At 51.4% G+C, this 16,514-nt stretch carries 13 protein-coding genes, 1 other RNA gene and 1 pseudogene; 14 read left to right on the top strand and 1 reads right to left on the bottom strand.

Annotation, left to right across the window (positions count from 1 at the left end):
* Positions 1 to 37 precede the first annotated feature (37 nt).
* Positions 38 to 1,609, bottom strand: a complete 1,572-nt coding sequence (gene garD, locus LCD46_19850; GenBank protein ID UOY70262.1) for a galactarate dehydratase — start codon at positions 1,607 to 1,609, stop codon at positions 38 to 40.
* A gap of 336 nt (positions 1,610 to 1,945) precedes the next feature.
* On the opposite strand from garD, the gene garL reads away from it, so the two are divergent.
* The 14 genes and pseudogenes from garL (at position 1,946) to LCD46_19780 (ending at position 16,273) form a co-directional block, all read left to right on the top strand.
* Positions 1,946 to 2,716, top strand: a complete 771-nt coding sequence (gene garL / locus LCD46_19845) for a 2-dehydro-3-deoxyglucarate aldolase (GenBank protein UOY70261.1) — start codon at positions 1,946 to 1,948, stop codon at positions 2,714 to 2,716.
* Positions 2,717 to 2,737: 21 nt separating this feature from the next.
* Positions 2,738 to 3,628 (top strand): 2-hydroxy-3-oxopropionate reductase, encoded by an 891-nt coding sequence (gene garR / locus LCD46_19840; protein UOY70260.1) that lies wholly within the window; start codon positions 2,738 to 2,740, stop codon positions 3,626 to 3,628.
* 59 nt (positions 3,629 to 3,687) lie between these two features.
* Positions 3,688 to 4,064, top strand: an RNA gene (rnpB, locus tag LCD46_19835) — RNase P RNA component class A.
* 526 nt (positions 4,065 to 4,590) lie between these two features.
* Positions 4,591 to 4,956, top strand: a pseudogene (locus LCD46_19830) (integrase core domain-containing protein).
* 222 nt (positions 4,957 to 5,178) lie between these two features.
* Entirely contained in the window at positions 5,179 to 5,652 is a 474-nt protein-coding gene (locus LCD46_19825; GenBank protein ID UOY70259.1) for a PAAR domain-containing protein, read from the top strand.
* Positions 5,652 to 7,082 (top strand): PAAR domain-containing protein, encoded by a 1,431-nt coding sequence (locus LCD46_19820; protein UOY70258.1) that lies wholly within the window; start codon positions 5,652 to 5,654, stop codon positions 7,080 to 7,082. Before LCD46_19825 ends, LCD46_19820 begins: the two co-directional genes overlap by 1 nt.
* Positions 7,075 to 7,479, top strand: a complete 405-nt coding sequence (locus LCD46_19815) for a hypothetical protein (protein ID UOY70257.1) — start codon at positions 7,075 to 7,077, stop codon at positions 7,477 to 7,479. The genes LCD46_19820 and LCD46_19815 overlap by 8 nt, the downstream gene beginning before the upstream one ends.
* Before the next feature lie 103 nt (positions 7,480 to 7,582).
* Complete coding sequence (locus tag LCD46_19810) at positions 7,583 to 7,999, top strand: hypothetical protein (protein UOY70256.1); 417 nt, start codon at positions 7,583 to 7,585, stop codon at positions 7,997 to 7,999.
* A gap of 794 nt (positions 8,000 to 8,793) precedes the next feature.
* Positions 8,794 to 9,714, top strand: a complete 921-nt coding sequence (gene tdcA / locus LCD46_19805) for a transcriptional regulator TdcA (GenBank protein ID UOY70255.1) — start codon at positions 8,794 to 8,796, stop codon at positions 9,712 to 9,714.
* Between the two features lie 116 nt (positions 9,715 to 9,830).
* Positions 9,831 to 10,820: a bifunctional threonine ammonia-lyase/L-serine ammonia-lyase TdcB gene (tdcB, locus tag LCD46_19800; protein ID UOY70254.1), complete on the top strand. Its 990-nt coding sequence runs from the start codon at positions 9,831 to 9,833 to the stop codon at positions 10,818 to 10,820.
* 9 nt (positions 10,821 to 10,829) lie between these two features.
* Positions 10,830 to 12,161, top strand: coding sequence for a threonine/serine transporter TdcC (gene tdcC, locus LCD46_19795; protein ID UOY70253.1), 1,332 nt, complete (start codon positions 10,830 to 10,832; stop codon positions 12,159 to 12,161).
* Positions 12,162 to 12,191: 30 nt separating this feature from the next.
* Entirely contained in the window at positions 12,192 to 13,400 is a 1,209-nt protein-coding gene (gene tdcD / locus LCD46_19790; protein UOY70252.1) for a propionate kinase, read from the top strand.
* A 15-nt stretch (positions 13,401 to 13,415) separates the two neighbouring features.
* Positions 13,416 to 15,710 carry a formate C-acetyltransferase gene (gene pflB / locus LCD46_19785; GenBank protein UOY70251.1) on the top strand — a complete coding sequence of 765 codons (2,295 nt, stop codon included), beginning with the start codon at positions 13,416 to 13,418 and terminating at the stop codon, positions 15,708 to 15,710.
* Positions 15,711 to 15,862: 152 nt separating this feature from the next.
* On the top strand, positions 15,863 to 16,273 hold the full coding sequence (locus LCD46_19780; GenBank protein UOY70250.1) for a hypothetical protein: 411 nt from the start codon (positions 15,863 to 15,865) through the stop codon (positions 16,271 to 16,273).
* Positions 16,274 to 16,514: the final 241 nt, after the last annotated feature.

Genomic DNA, 16,514 nt, shown 5'->3' with positions numbered 1-16,514 from the left:
GTGACCCTCTCCCGATGGGGGAGAGGGTCGATGTTAATCAGGTCACGGGCGCCGGGTTAAACACCGCCAGCTGATTATGTAATCCCCATTGGTCAGAGAAGGTTTTCTTGCGACCGCTCGCCACATCCAGAATAAAGTGGAACAGTTTCCAGCCCACCTCTTCAATGCTCTCTTCCCCGGTGGCGATAGTGCCCGCGTTGATATCCATTAAGTCATACCAGCGGTTTGCAAGCTCCGTGCGGGTTGCCATCTTGATCACCGGAACCGCCATCAGGCCGTACGGCGTGCCGCGTCCGGTGGTAAAGACCTGCACTGTAATACCTGACGCGACTTGTTGCGTGCCGCAAACAAAATCGCTGGCCGGGGTTGCCGCGTAAATCAGGCCGCGTCGGGTTGGACGCTGGCCCGGCGAAAGGACTTCAACAATGGCGCTCTGGCCGGATTTCGCAATTGAGCCGAGGGCTTTTTCCACCACGTTCGCCAGGCCGCCTTTTTTGTTCCCCGGAGAGGGGTTGGCGCTACGGTCGGTTTTGCCCATATCGAGATAGTTATCGTACCAGGCCATCTCCTCAAGCAGACGCTTACCTACCTCTTCATTGATAGCGCGAGGGGTAAGCAGATGGATAGCGTCACGCACTTCAGTCACTTCGGAGAACATCACCGTGGCACCACAGCGAACAAACAGATCGGACGCGTAGCCTACCGCCGGGTTGGCGGTCACGCCGGAGAACGCATCGCTGCCGCCGCACTGCGTTCCTACCACCAGCTCCGAGGCCGGGCAGGTTTCACGCTGGCGTTTGTTCAGCTTATCGAGATGGCGTTCTGCCACCTGAACAATATCGTCGACCATCGATCTAAAACCGACGTGGTGCTCGTCCTGCAAACGCACGATACTGGCATCGCTGACCGGGATAGCTTTCACGTCCTCAGTCCCCTGCAGCAGGCGTTCAGGTTGAAGCTTTTCACAGCCGAGGCCAATGACCATCACCTCGCCGCCGAAGTTCGGGTTCAGGGCGATATTGTGAATGGTACGGACAGGCACAACGGCCGCCGGTGCATTGATGGCCACACCGCAGCCATAAAGGTGATTCAGGCCGACCACGCCATCCACGTTCGGGTATTTCGGCAGCAGGTCGCGTTCAATAATTTTCACCACATAATCCACCACGCCTGCCACACAGTGCACGCTGGTGGTAATGCCGAGCAGATTTTTGGTACCGACGCTACCGTCGGCATTGCGATAACCGTCGAAGGTATAGCCTTCCAGTGGAGGGAGTGGTTCAGGCACGCGGGTTGCCAGCGGGAGTGTGTTCAGGGGCGGTGCTTTTGGCAACGCGACCAGCGACTCTTCAATCCAGCTACCCTGAGGAATGGCGCGAACGGCGTAACCAATCACCTCTCCGTAACGCACAATTTCACCGTGAGCGGGGATATCCACAAGCGCGACTTTATGTCCCTGCGGAATATGCTTAATCAACTCCAGCCCGTCCGGGAAACGGGTTCCCGCTTTTAAGCCATTGTCGTTGACAATAATCGCCACATTATCGGTATCGTGGACTTTTATATAAAACGCCCTCGGCGACGCTTGTCGAATTTCAATATCGGCCATTGTTCAGTATTCTCCAGCAAGAGTCTGATAATAAATGCAGCCAATTTTCTTATGGCAGAAATAAAGCATGTCAGGAGATAAGGAACGAGAATGTGATCTCGATCGCCACAGAACCCGTAATGCCTGATTCTGTGCATCAGCGCGCAGTGATTCGTGCAAATGCTCAAAATATTATCAAAACGGATAACAATACTTGAGCATTAAAACAATGTGTCGCGGTGATGTGCGGATTATACTGAATGACGATTTTATAACGCCGGAATTAAGTCAGAAAATAAATATAACGCTGGCAATAAATATACGGAATAAGGCTGCGGAATTTAAAAGGTAAACGCGATGAATAACGATATTTTCCCAAATAAGTTTAAAGCGTCCCTCGCGGCGCATCAGATCCAGATTGGTTGCTGGTCCGCGCTGGCAAATCCCATCAGCACCGAAGTGCTGGGCCTGGCCGGTTTCGACTGGCTGGTACTGGACGGTGAGCATGCGCCGAACGATATCAATACTTTTATTCCGCAGTTGATGGCACTCAAAGGTAGCCAGAGCGCGCCGGTGGTGCGTGTGCCAACCAACGAACCGGTGATCATCAAACGTCTGCTGGATATCGGTTTCTACAACTTCCTGATCCCGTTTGTGGAAACGGAAGAAGAGGCGGCGCGGGCCGTGGCCTCAACGCGCTATCCCCCGGAAGGGATCCGCGGTGTATCCGTTTCGCATCGCGCCAATATGTTTGGCACCGTGCCGGACTACTTCGCGCAGTCCAATAACAACATCAGCATCCTGGTACAGATTGAGAGCCAGCAGGGTGTTGATAACGTCGACGCCATTGCTGCCACACACGGCGTCGACGGCATCTTTGTTGGTCCGAGTGACCTGGCTGCGGCGTTGGGACACCTGGGTAATGCGGGTCACCCGGACGTTCAGCATGCCATTCAACACATCTTTGCCCGCGCCAAAGCCCATGGCAAACCGTGCGGCATTCTGGCACCGGTTGAAGCTGACGCTCGTCGTTATCTGGAATGGGGCGCCACCTTTGTGGCTGTCGGCAGTGACCTCGGCGTATTCCGATCAGCCACGCAGAAATTAGCGGACGCTTTTAAAAAATAACCATCATTGAGGAAACAGATTATGACGCTGAAAGTCGGTTTTATTGGCCTGGGGATCATGGGTAAGCCAATGAGTAAGAACCTCATCAAAGCGGGTTACTCACTGGTGGTTTCAGACCATAATCCGCAAGCTGTGGCTGAGGTCATTGCTGCGGGTGCCGAAACGGCCGCCACAGCCAGAGCCATTGCTGAGCAGTGCGATGTCATCATCACCATGCTGCCAAACTCTCCACATGTAAAAGAGGTCGCTCTGGGTGAGAATGGCATTATCGACGGTGCGAAGCCAGGTCTTGTACTGATTGATATGAGCTCTATTGCCCCCCTCGCAAGCCGTGAAATCAGCGAGGCGTTGAAAGCGAAAGGCGTCGATATGCTGGATGCACCGGTCAGCGGCGGTGAACCGAAAGCGATCGACGGCACGCTGTCGGTGATGGTCGGCGGCGATAAAGCGATCTTCGATAAATACTACGATCTGATGAAAGCGATGGCTGGCTCTGTGGTGCACACCGGTAACATCGGGGCGGGTAACGTGACCAAGCTGGCGAATCAGGTGATTGTGGCGCTGAATATCGCTGCGATGTCCGAAGCGCTGACGCTGGCAACTAAAGCGGGCGTCAACCCGGACCTGGTCTACCAGGCAATCCGTGGCGGTCTGGCGGGGAGTACCGTGCTAGATGCCAAAGCACCGATGGTGATGGATCGTAACTTCAAACCTGGTTTCCGCATCGACCTGCATATTAAAGATCTGGCAAACGCGCTGGATACGTCTCACGGTGTTGGGGCGCAACTGCCGCTGACCGCCGCCGTGATGGAAATGATGCAGGCCCTGCGTGCCGATGGCATGGGGACGGCCGACCACAGTGCCATTGCGTGCTACTACGAAAAACTGGCGAAGGTAGAAGTCGCCCGTTAATAACATCTTGCCCACACCTGAGGGTGACAGCGGCGCGCAAACCCTCTATACTGCGCGCCGAAGCTGACCAGACAGTCGCCGCTTCGTCGTCGTCCCCTTCGGGGGAGACGGGCGGAGGGGAGGAAAGTCCGGGCTCCATAGGGCAGGGTGCCAGGTAACGCCTGGGGGGGAAACCCACGACCAGTGCAACAGAGAGCAAACCGCCGATGGCCCGCGCAAGCGGGATCAGGTAAGGGTGAAAGGGTGCGGTAAGAGCGCACCGCGCGGCTGGTAACAGTCCGTGGCACGGTAAACTCCACCCGGAGCAAGGCCAAATAGGGGTTCACATGGTACGGCCCGTACTGAACCCGGGTAGGCTGCTTGAGCCAGTGAGCGATTGCTGGCCTAGATGAATGACTGTCCACGACAGAACCCGGCTTATCGGTCAGCTTCAACTTCTTCTAAAACAATACGTTGGTGTGTCTCAGGCTTTCTAAGGAAAAACTGTGACACAGACTGTGATACAAAAGAGACACACCAACGGCTGTTCCATCCCGAATACTCTAAAGCGTGGCAACCGCTACTGCCTTCATTTCCGACTACCTTCAGGCGGTTTTTTTCGCGTGTCTCTGGGCTGCGATTCAGCCAGCAGAGCAAGGTTTATATCTTCCCGTCTCTCTATGTTCATTTCTTTTGTAAAATCGTCCAAGATGGAGCCAGCCCGACTATTGGACATAGTGCAAAAAATGAAGAAATTAGAACAAAAAGACATTGATGACTATTTACTAAGCATTCAGGCAGCTTTTTACGCCGCAGCAAAAAGATTCCCTCAAAAGTGCGTAGTACTTTATGAAAGTCAGGATCTCTGACTGATGAAAAATGGAATGCGATAGATTTTGGGCAATTGCTTGATTTTACTTTCAAACAAGACACTGGTCCGTTGTCAATGGATTCAGTTATCGAACAACTTGGTAGCCAGTTTGAAGGAGTGTCTGACAATTATCACCGCATTCGGGATTTCAGGCGTTCGAGTCACACGTATTCTGGACAGTATTGCACTGTTTCGAGGCTATTCGGCGACGATAAGAACGGATCAGGGGCCGGAGTTCACTTGCCGCGCACTGGAACAATGGGCCTTTGAGCATGATGTTGAGTTACGCTTAATCCAGCCGGGCAAACCAACACAGAACGGATTTATTGAGAGCTTTAACGGACAATTTCGCGATGAATGTCTGAATGAGCACTGGTTCAGCGATATCGTTCACGCCAGGAAAATCATTAACGACTGGCGGCAGGATTATAACGAGTGTAGTCCATATTCGGGGTCAGGGTCACCTTGGCGGCGTTAAGAGATAAAGAGATCACTCATTGGCTCACCGAAGTCGATTAAACCTTCGCAGTTCTAGCCCAGTCAGATAACAGAGATTTGGAAGAAAGCTAAAACTGGTTGTGCAACGCACTTATCAGATGTTACGAAACGGGATTTCACTTAAGTCGAATACTTGTTGCGCCTGTGGTTATTGTTTGTAAAATGACCTCTGTGATTATTTCTATAGCAAGTAGAGGGACTTATGAAGCAGTACACCAACGAGATCACACCTGAAATTCGTGAAGTCCAATCAAAACCGCCTTACGACGAAGAGCTTTTGTCACTCTGCGATGACAAAGCCCGGAAAGAACTTGAGGAAATTAATAAACAGCATTTAAGCCGCCCGTTAGCCCACATTTTCCGGTTTGCAGTCGTTGGGAGTCTGACCCGTCTCGGTGGAGTCATTCGCCATGCTTCAGGCGGTGCGACTACCGGAGGGTTACAAGTTGCTCGGGTAGGTGACAAGGTTGTATATGCTGATGGCAGCGAGGCCACGATTATTTCCGGTGCTGGCAAGGCCCGAATCATGCAGGGCGCATCCGCTGCACTCGTTGGGAGTATGCTCGATAACGGAGACGAAATAATCTCTACCCCACAATCATGCAGCAAACTGGTTTTTCGTGAAGGCCGCGAATTTCCGGATGGATTCTTGACCATGCCAGGGAGTAAGCACTGATGGGGGTTAAGGGATACTATTTATTCAGAGGCGATAAGACACGATGTGGTGGCGTTATCACTGAAGGATGGACCGACCACCAGCACTTTGACAGAGATATGTCCTGCGAAGGGCATAAAGTTACTTGTGGTAAACATCCTGGGCTTTACCGTATCTGCGGTGGGCTTGATGATGACATACATGGTAAAAGGATTGCCGGAACACTGCATAGTTATAGTTCGTGTCCCTGTAAATCTAAATTCCTCAATTCAAACTGGGATGATGATTATGAACTTGAGAGCCAGTCAACAACAGCCAAAGACAATTTTCACAAGGTAGAGTTTCCTGTTCTGCCTGGCCCGATTGAGTCAGAACCAGATCAGCACGCCCAAGTAGCGAAAAAGAAAACAGGCATCGACGCTGGTTTTACCATTATCCCTTACGGTGGTACGACAGAAGCCTGGCAGCGACTGCTATTCACTGAGAACCCGCCAGCAGGGGTAAAGGAACTATTCGCTACACTTAACGGCCCGGATGAAAGATACAAAGCCGGTTCTATTATGCTGGTGGTTGACCCTGATAAGCAGGACAGCGAGCAAATTGCCCACATGCAGGCCGCGAAAGCGCGAGTTGATGCAGCGTTAGCCCCTCTTTCAATTCAGCAAGCCAACTTCCTTTTCAAACACAAAGACACCATTGAGATGTTCGCTGCTGCTGCCAGTACGGCGAGTGATGCTTATGGATATTCAGGACAAGCAACCGAGGCTGCTAAGGGGTATTTCGAACAGGTAGAGAAAATTCTTGTCGAGATCGAGAAAACCTACAAGAACCAGTACATCACCAGTGGCACACTGATCGGTGAACAATTCTTCGTTGAACGCCGTCGCCTGTTTGGTCAACTCGATAGCGTCCTCAAAATGTTCATGAAGCATCGTTTCATGTTCAATGAATACACCGACCTGAAAAGCGCCCTTGGTCTGTCCAGCCGTTCAATCACTCATCGGTGGAATGAAACAGGTGTTAGCGATATCGAAGGTTACGCAACACACATCGAGAAGCTGGCGAAGTACGTCAAATGGATGGAAACCGCCGGGAAGATTGGCATCGGCCTTTCTGCCTTTGATACCGCCGCGAAGATCACCGAAGCCTGCACTGTAGGGCGAGAGTGTGCGAAAACCTCGTTTACCTCCATTGGTGAGTTTGCGGGTAGCTTAGCTGGGGGAGCTTTAGCAAGTAGAATTCTCCAGGGAAGTGCAGCAAGTTCAATCTGCGCAGTAGTGCTGGGTGCCGCAACCATTGAGGCTGCTGGCGCTGGAGCACTACTTTGCACGATTGGGGTTAGTGGAGGGATAGCATACGGAACTGATAAAGCTCTAAGCCAATTGTCCGGGGCTACTGGCGAGTTCATTGGGGAAAAACTTGGTCTTTATGAGGCAACCAGCAATGATTGATATAAAAATAATTTTTATAATAATTATGCTTATAGGCTTATCATTCTTGATAGCCAGCGTTATAGCCTCACTGCTGAACAGGAAGAGATTTAAGGAGGTCTGCCAGCTATACAAAGAGAAGTTTGGCAGTCTTCCCGATGCCGTATTACTGTTCGAAAACGTTAACTCGCTTTACTTCAAGGGCGCATACGGCATAAAAACACAGTTCATAATCATGCCGCTATTATGGAATAAAAGCTCAATACTGACCAAAAATGATGATAAAGATTTCATCCGGGGACTACCGAAACGGATTATCAGACCATTTTATGTAGAGGCAATTCTTGGTCTGATTAGTATAGTTTTTTTTGTCATTGCTGGGATTTTGATGCTGGCGATAAAACGCGGTTGGGTGTGAAAGGCGCGTCCATTGTAGGGCTTTACTATTGCATATGGGAGCGATAAAGCCACATCTGCGTTCGGTGGCTTCGTTGGTGAATCTCTATATGAGGTTATAAGCAATGACCATTAATGATCTACTTAGTGCCAAGGCAACAGTAATCATCGGAGCACTTGCTTTCGGCTTCGGTATAGCCAGTATCATAGCCTCAGTTCTGAACAGGGATAGATTTAAAGAGATCTGCATCCTGTACAAAGAAAAATACGGTAGTCTGCCCGATGCTGTATTGCTGTTCGAGAACGTCAACACGCTTTATGTCAAAGTAGCATACAGCACAAAAGTGAGTTTTATATACATGCCGCTGTTGTGGAATAAAAGCTCAATCCTGACCAAAAACGATGACAAGGACTTTATACGTGGGCTACCAAAACGGCTTATTGGCCCGTTCTACGTGGAGATATACTTGGCGGTTGTCAGTCTGTTGTTTTTTATCATTGGTGTGTTGCAAATGTTAGCAATTAGGCATGGCTGGGTGTGAAAAGTGCTTCATTCGATGAATTTGCACTGTAACACAAACAGCGATACAGTCTGCGGCACACGACAACCCCAGCGCTGTAGATGCCTGACGTATGGTTGAACGAAGCCGCCTTATCGGTCAGCTTCAACTTCTTTTAAAACCCCGCTTCGGCGGGGTTTTTGCTTTCAGTACCACCCTGCTCATGTTTACAAATGACATCAATTCTCAAAATTGCGACGCTAAGCACATTTCACTATTTTATTGGTTAATAACTCAATCCTGGCTCGGTAGAGGATCGAAATCACAAAATTTCACGCTAAGAAATGCTGAATTCTCAGTGTTATGGGTTTGTTATGAATATTGTCATTATGATCTCTAATGTTTTCTGATTTGATATGCGTATTTAGAAATCAAATACATTTACCCCGTGAATATGTGATGCATTCCACTCTTTTTCAGTAACCCGAAAATTCAGCCCTGAAAAATTTGATAAATTGAAAAAATGTTGTAATCAAATAATGGTTATTAATTGCCCTTTAATTGCCTGAAAGATAGCCTTTATTGATTTTTTTAGACCAAAGAAATTTATCAGGGTTATCGCCATAAAATAAATTTATTACCGCTATTTTTGTTGATCAATATCAGCGTATCGACGTATTTTATTTGTGTTAACTTATTGATAATTAGGTTATTTTGTGGTGTTTTGCACGGAGGGCTAGCGGTCCTGAAAAGCAAATTGTGAGTAACAGCACATACCCCTTTAAACAATATTGAGTAGAATCCACCCCGTCATAGGGAAATAAGCGCAGAATATTATGAGCACTATTATTCTACCGAAAACACAGCACCTCGTGGTATTTCAGGAAGTCATTAAAAGTGGCTCCATAGGTTCTGCGGCAAGACAACTGGGTCTGACACAACCCGCGGTCAGCAAAATCATCAGCGATATCGAGTCCTACTTCGGTGTTGAAGTGATGGTGCGTAAAAACACCGGCGTAAAACTGACTGCCGCAGGCCAGGTTCTGCTCTCATACTCAGAGTCGATCACGCGTGAGATGAAAAACATGGTGAGCGAGATCAACAGCCTGAGTTTCAGCACCGTTATGGATGTCTCCTTTGGCTATCCGTCTCTGATCGGCTTTACCTTCCTTTCCGAAATGATCAAAAAATTCAAGGAAGTGTTCCCGAAAGCGCGTGTCTCAATGTATGAAGCGCAGCTGTCATCCTTCCTCCCGGCCATTCGCGACGGTCGACTGGATTTCGCCATCGGAACGCTGAGCGATGAAATGCTTCTGCAGGATCTGCATGTTGAACCGCTGTTTGAGTCCGAGTTTGTACTCGTCGCCAGTAAAACACGAACGTGCACCGGTTCGACAACACTGGCATCGCTCACACATGAGCAGTGGGTGATGCCGCAAACCGATATGGGCTACTACAAAGAACTCCTGACCACCCTGCAAGACAATCACATCAGCATTGAAAACATCGTCCAGACCGATTCCGTTGTCACCATTTATAACCTTGTGCTGAATGCCGATTATTTGACGGTCATTCCCCGCGACATGATTGCACCGTTCGGTTCCGATCAGTTTATTGTCCTGCCAGTGGAAGATGAATTACCCGTGGCGCGTTATGCCGCCGTGTGGTCGAAAAATTACAGAATTAAAAAATCAGCGTCAGTATTAGTGGAGCTGGCAAAACAATATGCATCACTCACCAGTGAAAGACGACGATGATGTAATAAAAATCCGATAAGCATTAAATCTGTTTTAAAACACCCAGAGTATATTTTATTGATGCTCTGATACCCTGACTTTGCCCGAAAAGAATGAATTATTATAACGAGGATATTATGCATATTACCTACGATCTCCCGGTAACTATTGAAGATATTCAGGACGCCAGAAAACGGCTGGCAGGTAAAATATATAAAACTGGCATGCCGCGTTCGAATTATCTCAGTGAACGTTGTAAGGGCGAAATATTCCTGAAGTTTGAGAACATGCAGCGTACCGGTTCGTTTAAGATCCGCGGCGCGTTTAACAAATTAAGCTCATTGACTGACGCTGAAAAACGCAAAGGAGTTGTTGCCTGCTCCGCGGGAAACCATGCGCAGGGGGTATCTCTTTCCTGCGCCATGCTCGGCATCGACGGCAAAGTTGTAATGCCAATGGGCGCGCCGAAATCCAAAGTGGCCGCGACGCGCGACTACTCGGCGGAAGTCGTGCTGCACGGTGATAATTTCAACGACACCATCGCCAAAGTGAGCGAAATCGTTGAGATGGAGGGGCGTATTTTTATTCCACCTTATGACGATCCGAAAGTGATCGCCGGCCAGGGCACTATCGGTCTGGAAATCCTCGAAGATTTGTACGACGTCGATAACGTGATTGTCCCTATCGGCGGCGGCGGATTAATTGCCGGGATTGCCACCGCGATTAAATCCATCAACCCGACCATTAATATTATCGGCGTACAGTCTGAAAACGTTCACGGGATGGCGGCCTCCTGGCAGGCCGGAGAAATAACCAACCATCGTGTTACCGGCACATTAGCCGACGGTTGCGACGTTTCGCGTCCCGGTAAATTAACCTTAGAAATCGTTCGTGAACTGGTCGATGACATTGTGCTGGTCAGCGAAGATGATATTCGTAACAGCATGATTGCCCTTATTCAGCGAAATAAAGTGGTGACGGAAGGCGCTGGCGCGCTGGCCTGCGCGGCATTATTAAGCGGCAAGCTTGACCACTATATTCAGGGCCGCAAAACCGTCTGCATTATTTCCGGCGGCAATATTGACCTCTCCCGTGTTTCCCAAATTACCGGCTTCGTTGACGCATAAAGGTGACCTATGAGCAACACAGAAAGCATTATCGTTGGTCAGACAAAAACGTCCTCCTGGCGTAAGTCTGATACCACCTGGACCCTGGGCCTGTTTGGTACCGCTATTGGCGCAGGCGTGCTGTTCTTCCCTATCCGCGCAGGATTTGGCGGGTTGATCCCCATCCTGCTGATGCTGCTTCTTGCATTCCCGATTGCGTTTTACTGCCACCGCGCGCTGGCGCGTCTCTGCCTGTCCGGCAGCAACGTCTCCGGCAACATCACCGAAACGGTGGAAGAGCACTTTGGTAAGACGGGCGGGGTGGTCATCACTTTCCTCTACTTCTTCGCCATTTGCCCGCTGCTGTGGATTTACGGCGTCACCATTACTAACACCTTCATGACTTTCTGGGAAAACCAGCTCCAGCTGCCTGCGCTGAACCGCGGCGTGGTGGCGCTGTTCCTGCTGCTGTTGATGGCCTTTGTTATCTGGTTCGGTAAAGACCTGATGGTGAAGGTCATGAGCTTCCTGGTGTTTCCGTTTATCGCCAGCCTGGTGCTGATCTCCCTGTCGCTGATCCCTTACTGGAACTCAGCGGTTATCGACCAGGTCAACCTGAGCGATATTGCTTTCACCGGGCATGACGGCATTCTGGTCACGGTGTGGCTGGGGATCTCCATCATGGTCTTCTCCTTTAACTTCTCGCCGATTGTCTCCTCATTCGTGGTTTCCAAACGCGAAGAGTACGAACCGGAGTTCGGTAAAGAGTTCACCGAGCAGAAATGTTCCAAAATCATCGGTCGCGCCAGCATGCTGATGGTGGCCGTGGTGATGTTCTTCGCCTTTAGCTGCCTGTTTACGCTTTCTCCGCAGAACATGGCGGACGCCAAAGCGCAGAACATTCCGGTGCTTTCATACCTGGCGAACCACTTCGCCTCCATGTCGGGCACCAAATCGACGTTTGCGACGGTACTGGAATACGGCGCCTCCATCATTGCGCTGGTCGCTATCTTCAAATCTTTCTTCGGCCACTACCTGGGCACGCTGGAAGGGCTGAATGGCCTGATCCTCAAGTTCGGCTACAAAGGCGATAAGAAGAAAGTCTCCGTAGGCAAGCTGAACACCATCAGCATGGTGTTCATCATGGGCTCCACCTGGATTGTCGCGTACGCCAACCCGAACATTCTCGACCTTATCGAAGCCATGGGTGCGCCAATCATCGCTTCTCTGCTGTGCCTGCTGCCGATGTACGCCATCCGCAAAGCGCCGGCTATGGCGAAATATAAAGGCAAACCCGAGAACATCTTTGTCACGGTTGTGGGCCTGCTGACCATTCTGAATATCGTTTACAAACTGTTCTAAGTCATTGCTCAGGAAGAGCGGAGTAACACCATGATTGAGTTTCCGGTTGTACTGGTTATTAACTGCGGTTCGTCCTCTGTTAAGTTTTCGGTGCTCGATGCCAGCAGCTGTGATGCCCTGATGACGGGAATTGCAGACGGCATCAACACTGAAAAAGCCTTTATTTCCGTGAATGGGGGTGAGCCAGTCAGGCTGGCTCACCATGACTACGAAGGGGCGTTGGCTGCCATCGCCCTGGAGCTGGAGAAACGTGACCTGATGAGCAGCGTGGCCTTGATTGGCCATCGCATTGCTCATGGCGGCGACCTCTTCAGCGAGTCGACCCTGATTACGGAGAAGGTGATTGAACAGATCCGTCAGGTTTCCCCCCTGGCACCACTGCATAACTACGCCAATCTTAGCGGTGTAGAAGCCGCTGAGCGCCTGTTCCCGGGTATACAGCAGGTTGCAGTGTTCGATACCAGCTTCCATCAGACGCTGCCACCGCATGCCTGGCTGTACGGGTTGCCGTATCGCTATTTTGAAGAGCTTGGCGTGCGTCGCTACGGCTTCCACGGTACTTCTCATCGCTATGTGTCCGGGCAGGCACATACGCTTCTCGGGCTGTCCCCCGATGACAGCGGCCTGGTGATCGCCCATCTCGGCAACGGGGCGTCTATCTGCGCGGTGCGCAACGGTGAAAGCGTCGATACCTCGATGGGGATGACGCCGCTGGAAGGGCTGGTGATGGGCACGCGCTGTGGCGATGTGGATTTTGGCGCAATGGCGTGGATTGCCCAGCAAACGGGTCAGTCATTCGAGGATCTGGAGCGGGTGGTAAACAAAGAGTCCGGCCTGCTGGGGATCTCCGGGATTTCCTCAGATCTGCGGGCGCTGGAAAAAGCCTGGCACGAGGGCAATGAACGGGCGCAACTGGCAATACACACTTTTGTGCACCGCATCGCGCGGCATATCGCGGGTCATGCGGCATCGCTGCATCGTCTGGATGGCGTAGTGTTCACCGGCGGTATTGGCGAGAACTCCAGGCTCATCCGTGCGCTGGTGGCTGACCATCTCAAGGTCTTTGGTATCACCCTCGACGAGGCTAAAAACGCCCTGCCGGGCAGTGCGGGTGAGCGCGTCATTAGCACCGATTCGTCCCGCGTGGTCTGCGCGGTGATCCCTACCAATGAAGAAAAAATGATCGCGCTGGATGCCCTTCGTCTTGGGCAGGTGACTCCGGCTGCGGCTTACGCCTGATAAAGCGAGAATCAAATGAAAGTAACGATTGATACAGGCGTCGCGCCCTACAGCGACGCATGGGCCGGGTTTCGCGGTGAAGAATGGAAAAACGCCGTCAACGTCCGCGATTTTATTCAGCATAACTACACCCCTTATGAAGGCGATGAAGCTTTCCTCGCGCAGGCGACGCCTGCAACGACGGCGCTCTGGCAGAAGGTAATGGTCGGCATTCGCCAGGAGAATGCCACCCATGCCCCGGTGGATTTTGATACTAACATCGCCACCACGATTACCGCGCATGGGCCTGGATATATCGACCAGGATCTGGAGACCATTGTCGGCCTGCAGACTGACAAACCGCTCAAGCGCGCCCTGCATCCGTATGGCGGGATCAACATGATCCGCAGCTCGTTCGAAGCCTATGGCCGCGAAATGGATCCGCAGTTTGAATACCTGTTTACCGACCTGCGTAAAACCCATAACCAGGGCGTGTTTGACGTCTATTCGCCGGAGATGATGCGCTGCCGTAAATCCGGCGTGTTGACCGGTTTGCCGGACGGCTACGGGCGCGGACGCATCATCGGCGATTACCGCCGCGTGGCGTTGTACGGGATCGCTTATCTGGTGCGCGAGCGCGAACTTCAGTTTGCGGATCTGCAGGGTAGGCTGGAGCGCGGCGAAGATCTGGAGGCGACGATCCGCCTGCGCGAAGAGCTGGCGGAACACAAGCGTGCGCTGCTGCAGATCCAGCAGATGGCGGCGAACTATGGCTTTGATATTTCTCGTCCGGCGATGAATGCCCAGGAAGCTGTGCAGTGGGTTTACTTTGCCTACTTGGCGGCGGTGAAATCTCAAAATGGCGGGGCGATGTCGCTGGGGCGTACGGCCTCGTTCCTCGATATTTATATTGAACGTGACATGCGGGCCGGGCGTCTGAATGAGGTCCAGGCACAGGAGTTGATCGACCACTTCATTATGAAGATCCGCATGGTGCGTTTCCTGCGTACGCCGGAGTTCGATACGCTCTTCTCCGGCGATCCGATCTGGGCGACGGAAGTGATCGGCGGCATGGGGCTGGATGGGCGCACGCTGGTGACCAAAAACAGCTTCCGCTATTTACACACCCTGCACACCATGGGACCAGCGCCGGAGCCAAACCTGACGATCCTCTGGTCTGAAAAACTGCCGATTGCGTTCAAGAAATATGCCGCGCAGGTGTCGATCGTCACCTCGTCGCTGCAGTATGAGAACGACGACCTGATGCGGGCCGACTTCAACAGTGACGACTACGCGATAGCCTGCTGCGTCAGTCCGATGGTGATCGGCAAGCAGATGCAGTTCTTTGGCGCCCGCGCCAACCTGGCGAAAACGCTGCTGTACGCAATCAACGGCGGGATGGATGAGAAACTGAAGATCCAGGTGGGCCCGAAAACCGAGCCGTTGCTGGATGAAGTGTTGGATTACGATACCGTGATGGCGAGCCTCGATCACTTTATGGACTGGCTGGCGGTGCAGTACATCAGCGCGCTGAATCTCATTCACTACATGCATGATAAGTACAGCTACGAAGCCTCGCTGATGGCGCTACACGACCGGGACGTATACCGCACCATGGCCTGCGGCATTGCCGGCCTGTCGGTAGCGGCGGACTCCCTGTCGGCCATTAAATATGCCGCGGTGAAACCGGTGCGTGACCATACCGGTCTGGCGGTTGATTTCGTGATTGAAGGTGATTACCCGCAGTACGGCAACAATGACGACCGCGTGGACAGTATTGCCTGCGATCTGGTCGAGCGCTTTATGAAAAAAATTCAGGCGCTGCCAACCTACCGAAATGCAGTACCGACCCAGTCGATTCTCACCATCACCTCTAACGTGGTGTACGGCCAGAAGACCGGGAACACGCCGGACGGACGCCGCGGCGGCACGCCGTTTGCCCCAGGCGCGAACCCGATGCACGGCCGCGACAGAAAAGGGGCGGTGGCTTCGCTGACGTCGGTTGCCAAGCTACCGTTCACCTATGCGAAAGACGGCATCTCCTATACCTTCTCGATTGTGCCGCAGGCGCTGGGTAAGGACGAACTGGTGCGCAAAACCAACCTGGTGGGGCTACTGGACGGCTACTTCCACCACGAAGCGGCTATCGAAGGCGGACAGCATCTGAACGTCAACGTCATGAACCGGGAAATGCTCCTGGATGCCATTGCGCATCCGGAGAATTACCCAAACCTGACGATTCGCGTTTCAGGGTATGCGGTGCGCTTTAATGCGCTGACGCGTGAGCAGCAGCAGGATGTGATTTCGCGAACGTTCACTCAGTCAATCTGACGAAATGAGCCTTCATGCCCCCTTCCTGACAGGGGGCATTTTTTTGCCCGCTAAACATACAAAATTGTTTATATAATTATTCACACATATTCATCCGCTCTTGAAAAACAATGCTCCTGCTTTTCCCTATAACAGAATGTAAGGACAGTAAGATGATGAAAATGACCCGTATTGCTTTGGTTGCAGTATCGCTGGCAGCATGCAGTTTTACGGCGCAGGCCGCTAACGTGGAAGCCGCTCCGTCACCGTCACAGGATCCACTGGTACAACACCTTAAGCTCAGCAATGAGCAGGTTAAGAAGATTGAAGGTCTGCATAATCAGCTGGAACAAAATGTCAGCAAGATCCCAATGACCGGCGTAAAGGATCGGGCGCTAATTGATATGTTCCAGGCAGGAAAATGGGATGAAAACACGGTGAAAAGTCAGCTTGCTGCCTTCAGCAAAATTGAAGAGCAGACCCGTTACTACCGCGTGAAATATTACTTCGATGTCAGCCAGGTTCTGACGCCGGAACAGCGTAAGCAGATTAGAACCGATATGGCGAATGCGCTGGCAAACTGATTTCGTACCCGCGCCTGGCGCGGGTTTTTATTTCTTGATCACCATCACTTTTAGAAAATTAATGACCTTTCTCGTAATTGAGGAGTAAATTTTCCTTTCGACTCAGTAAATCCTCATAAAACTTGTGACTTTTTTCTCCCTCTCTCCAGATATGATCTTTCCACACCAATAACACACACCTGCAGCTGTCTGAATCGCAATCGCTGGCGATCGGAATCCTATAAAAACAACTGTTTACCCT

This window comes from Enterobacter ludwigii (genome assembly GCA_023023105.1).
Taxonomy (GTDB): domain Bacteria; phylum Pseudomonadota; class Gammaproteobacteria; order Enterobacterales; family Enterobacteriaceae; genus Enterobacter; species Enterobacter adelaidei.
The sequence above is the reverse complement of the archived record's forward strand: the minus strand, read 5'-3'. Positions and strand labels throughout refer to the sequence as shown.

Bases quoted from the DNA above. Each gene is read 5' to 3' on its own strand.
- pflB (UOY70251.1), top strand. From the start codon at position 13,416: ATGAAAGTAACGATTGATACAGGCGTCGCGCCCTACAGCGACGCATGG.
- garD (UOY70262.1), bottom strand. From the start codon at position 1,609: ATGGCCGATATTGAAATTCGACAAGCGTCGCCGAGGGCGTTTTATATA.
- tdcA (UOY70255.1), top strand. From the start codon at position 8,794: ATGAGCACTATTATTCTACCGAAAACACAGCACCTCGTGGTATTTCAG.
- tdcC (UOY70253.1), top strand. From the start codon at position 10,830: ATGAGCAACACAGAAAGCATTATCGTTGGTCAGACAAAAACGTCCTCC.
- LCD46_19815 (UOY70257.1), top strand. From the start codon at position 7,075: ATGATTGATATAAAAATAATTTTTATAATAATTATGCTTATAGGCTTA.
- garR (UOY70260.1), top strand. From the start codon at position 2,738: ATGACGCTGAAAGTCGGTTTTATTGGCCTGGGGATCATGGGTAAGCCA.
- LCD46_19825 (UOY70259.1), top strand. From the start codon at position 5,179: ATGAAGCAGTACACCAACGAGATCACACCTGAAATTCGTGAAGTCCAA.
- tdcD (UOY70252.1), top strand. From the start codon at position 12,192: ATGATTGAGTTTCCGGTTGTACTGGTTATTAACTGCGGTTCGTCCTCT.
- tdcB (UOY70254.1), top strand. From the start codon at position 9,831: ATGCATATTACCTACGATCTCCCGGTAACTATTGAAGATATTCAGGAC.
- LCD46_19780 (UOY70250.1), top strand. From the start codon at position 15,863: ATGATGAAAATGACCCGTATTGCTTTGGTTGCAGTATCGCTGGCAGCA.
- LCD46_19820 (UOY70258.1), top strand. From the start codon at position 5,652: ATGGGGGTTAAGGGATACTATTTATTCAGAGGCGATAAGACACGATGT.
- garL (UOY70261.1), top strand. From the start codon at position 1,946: ATGAATAACGATATTTTCCCAAATAAGTTTAAAGCGTCCCTCGCGGCG.
- LCD46_19810 (UOY70256.1), top strand. From the start codon at position 7,583: ATGACCATTAATGATCTACTTAGTGCCAAGGCAACAGTAATCATCGGA.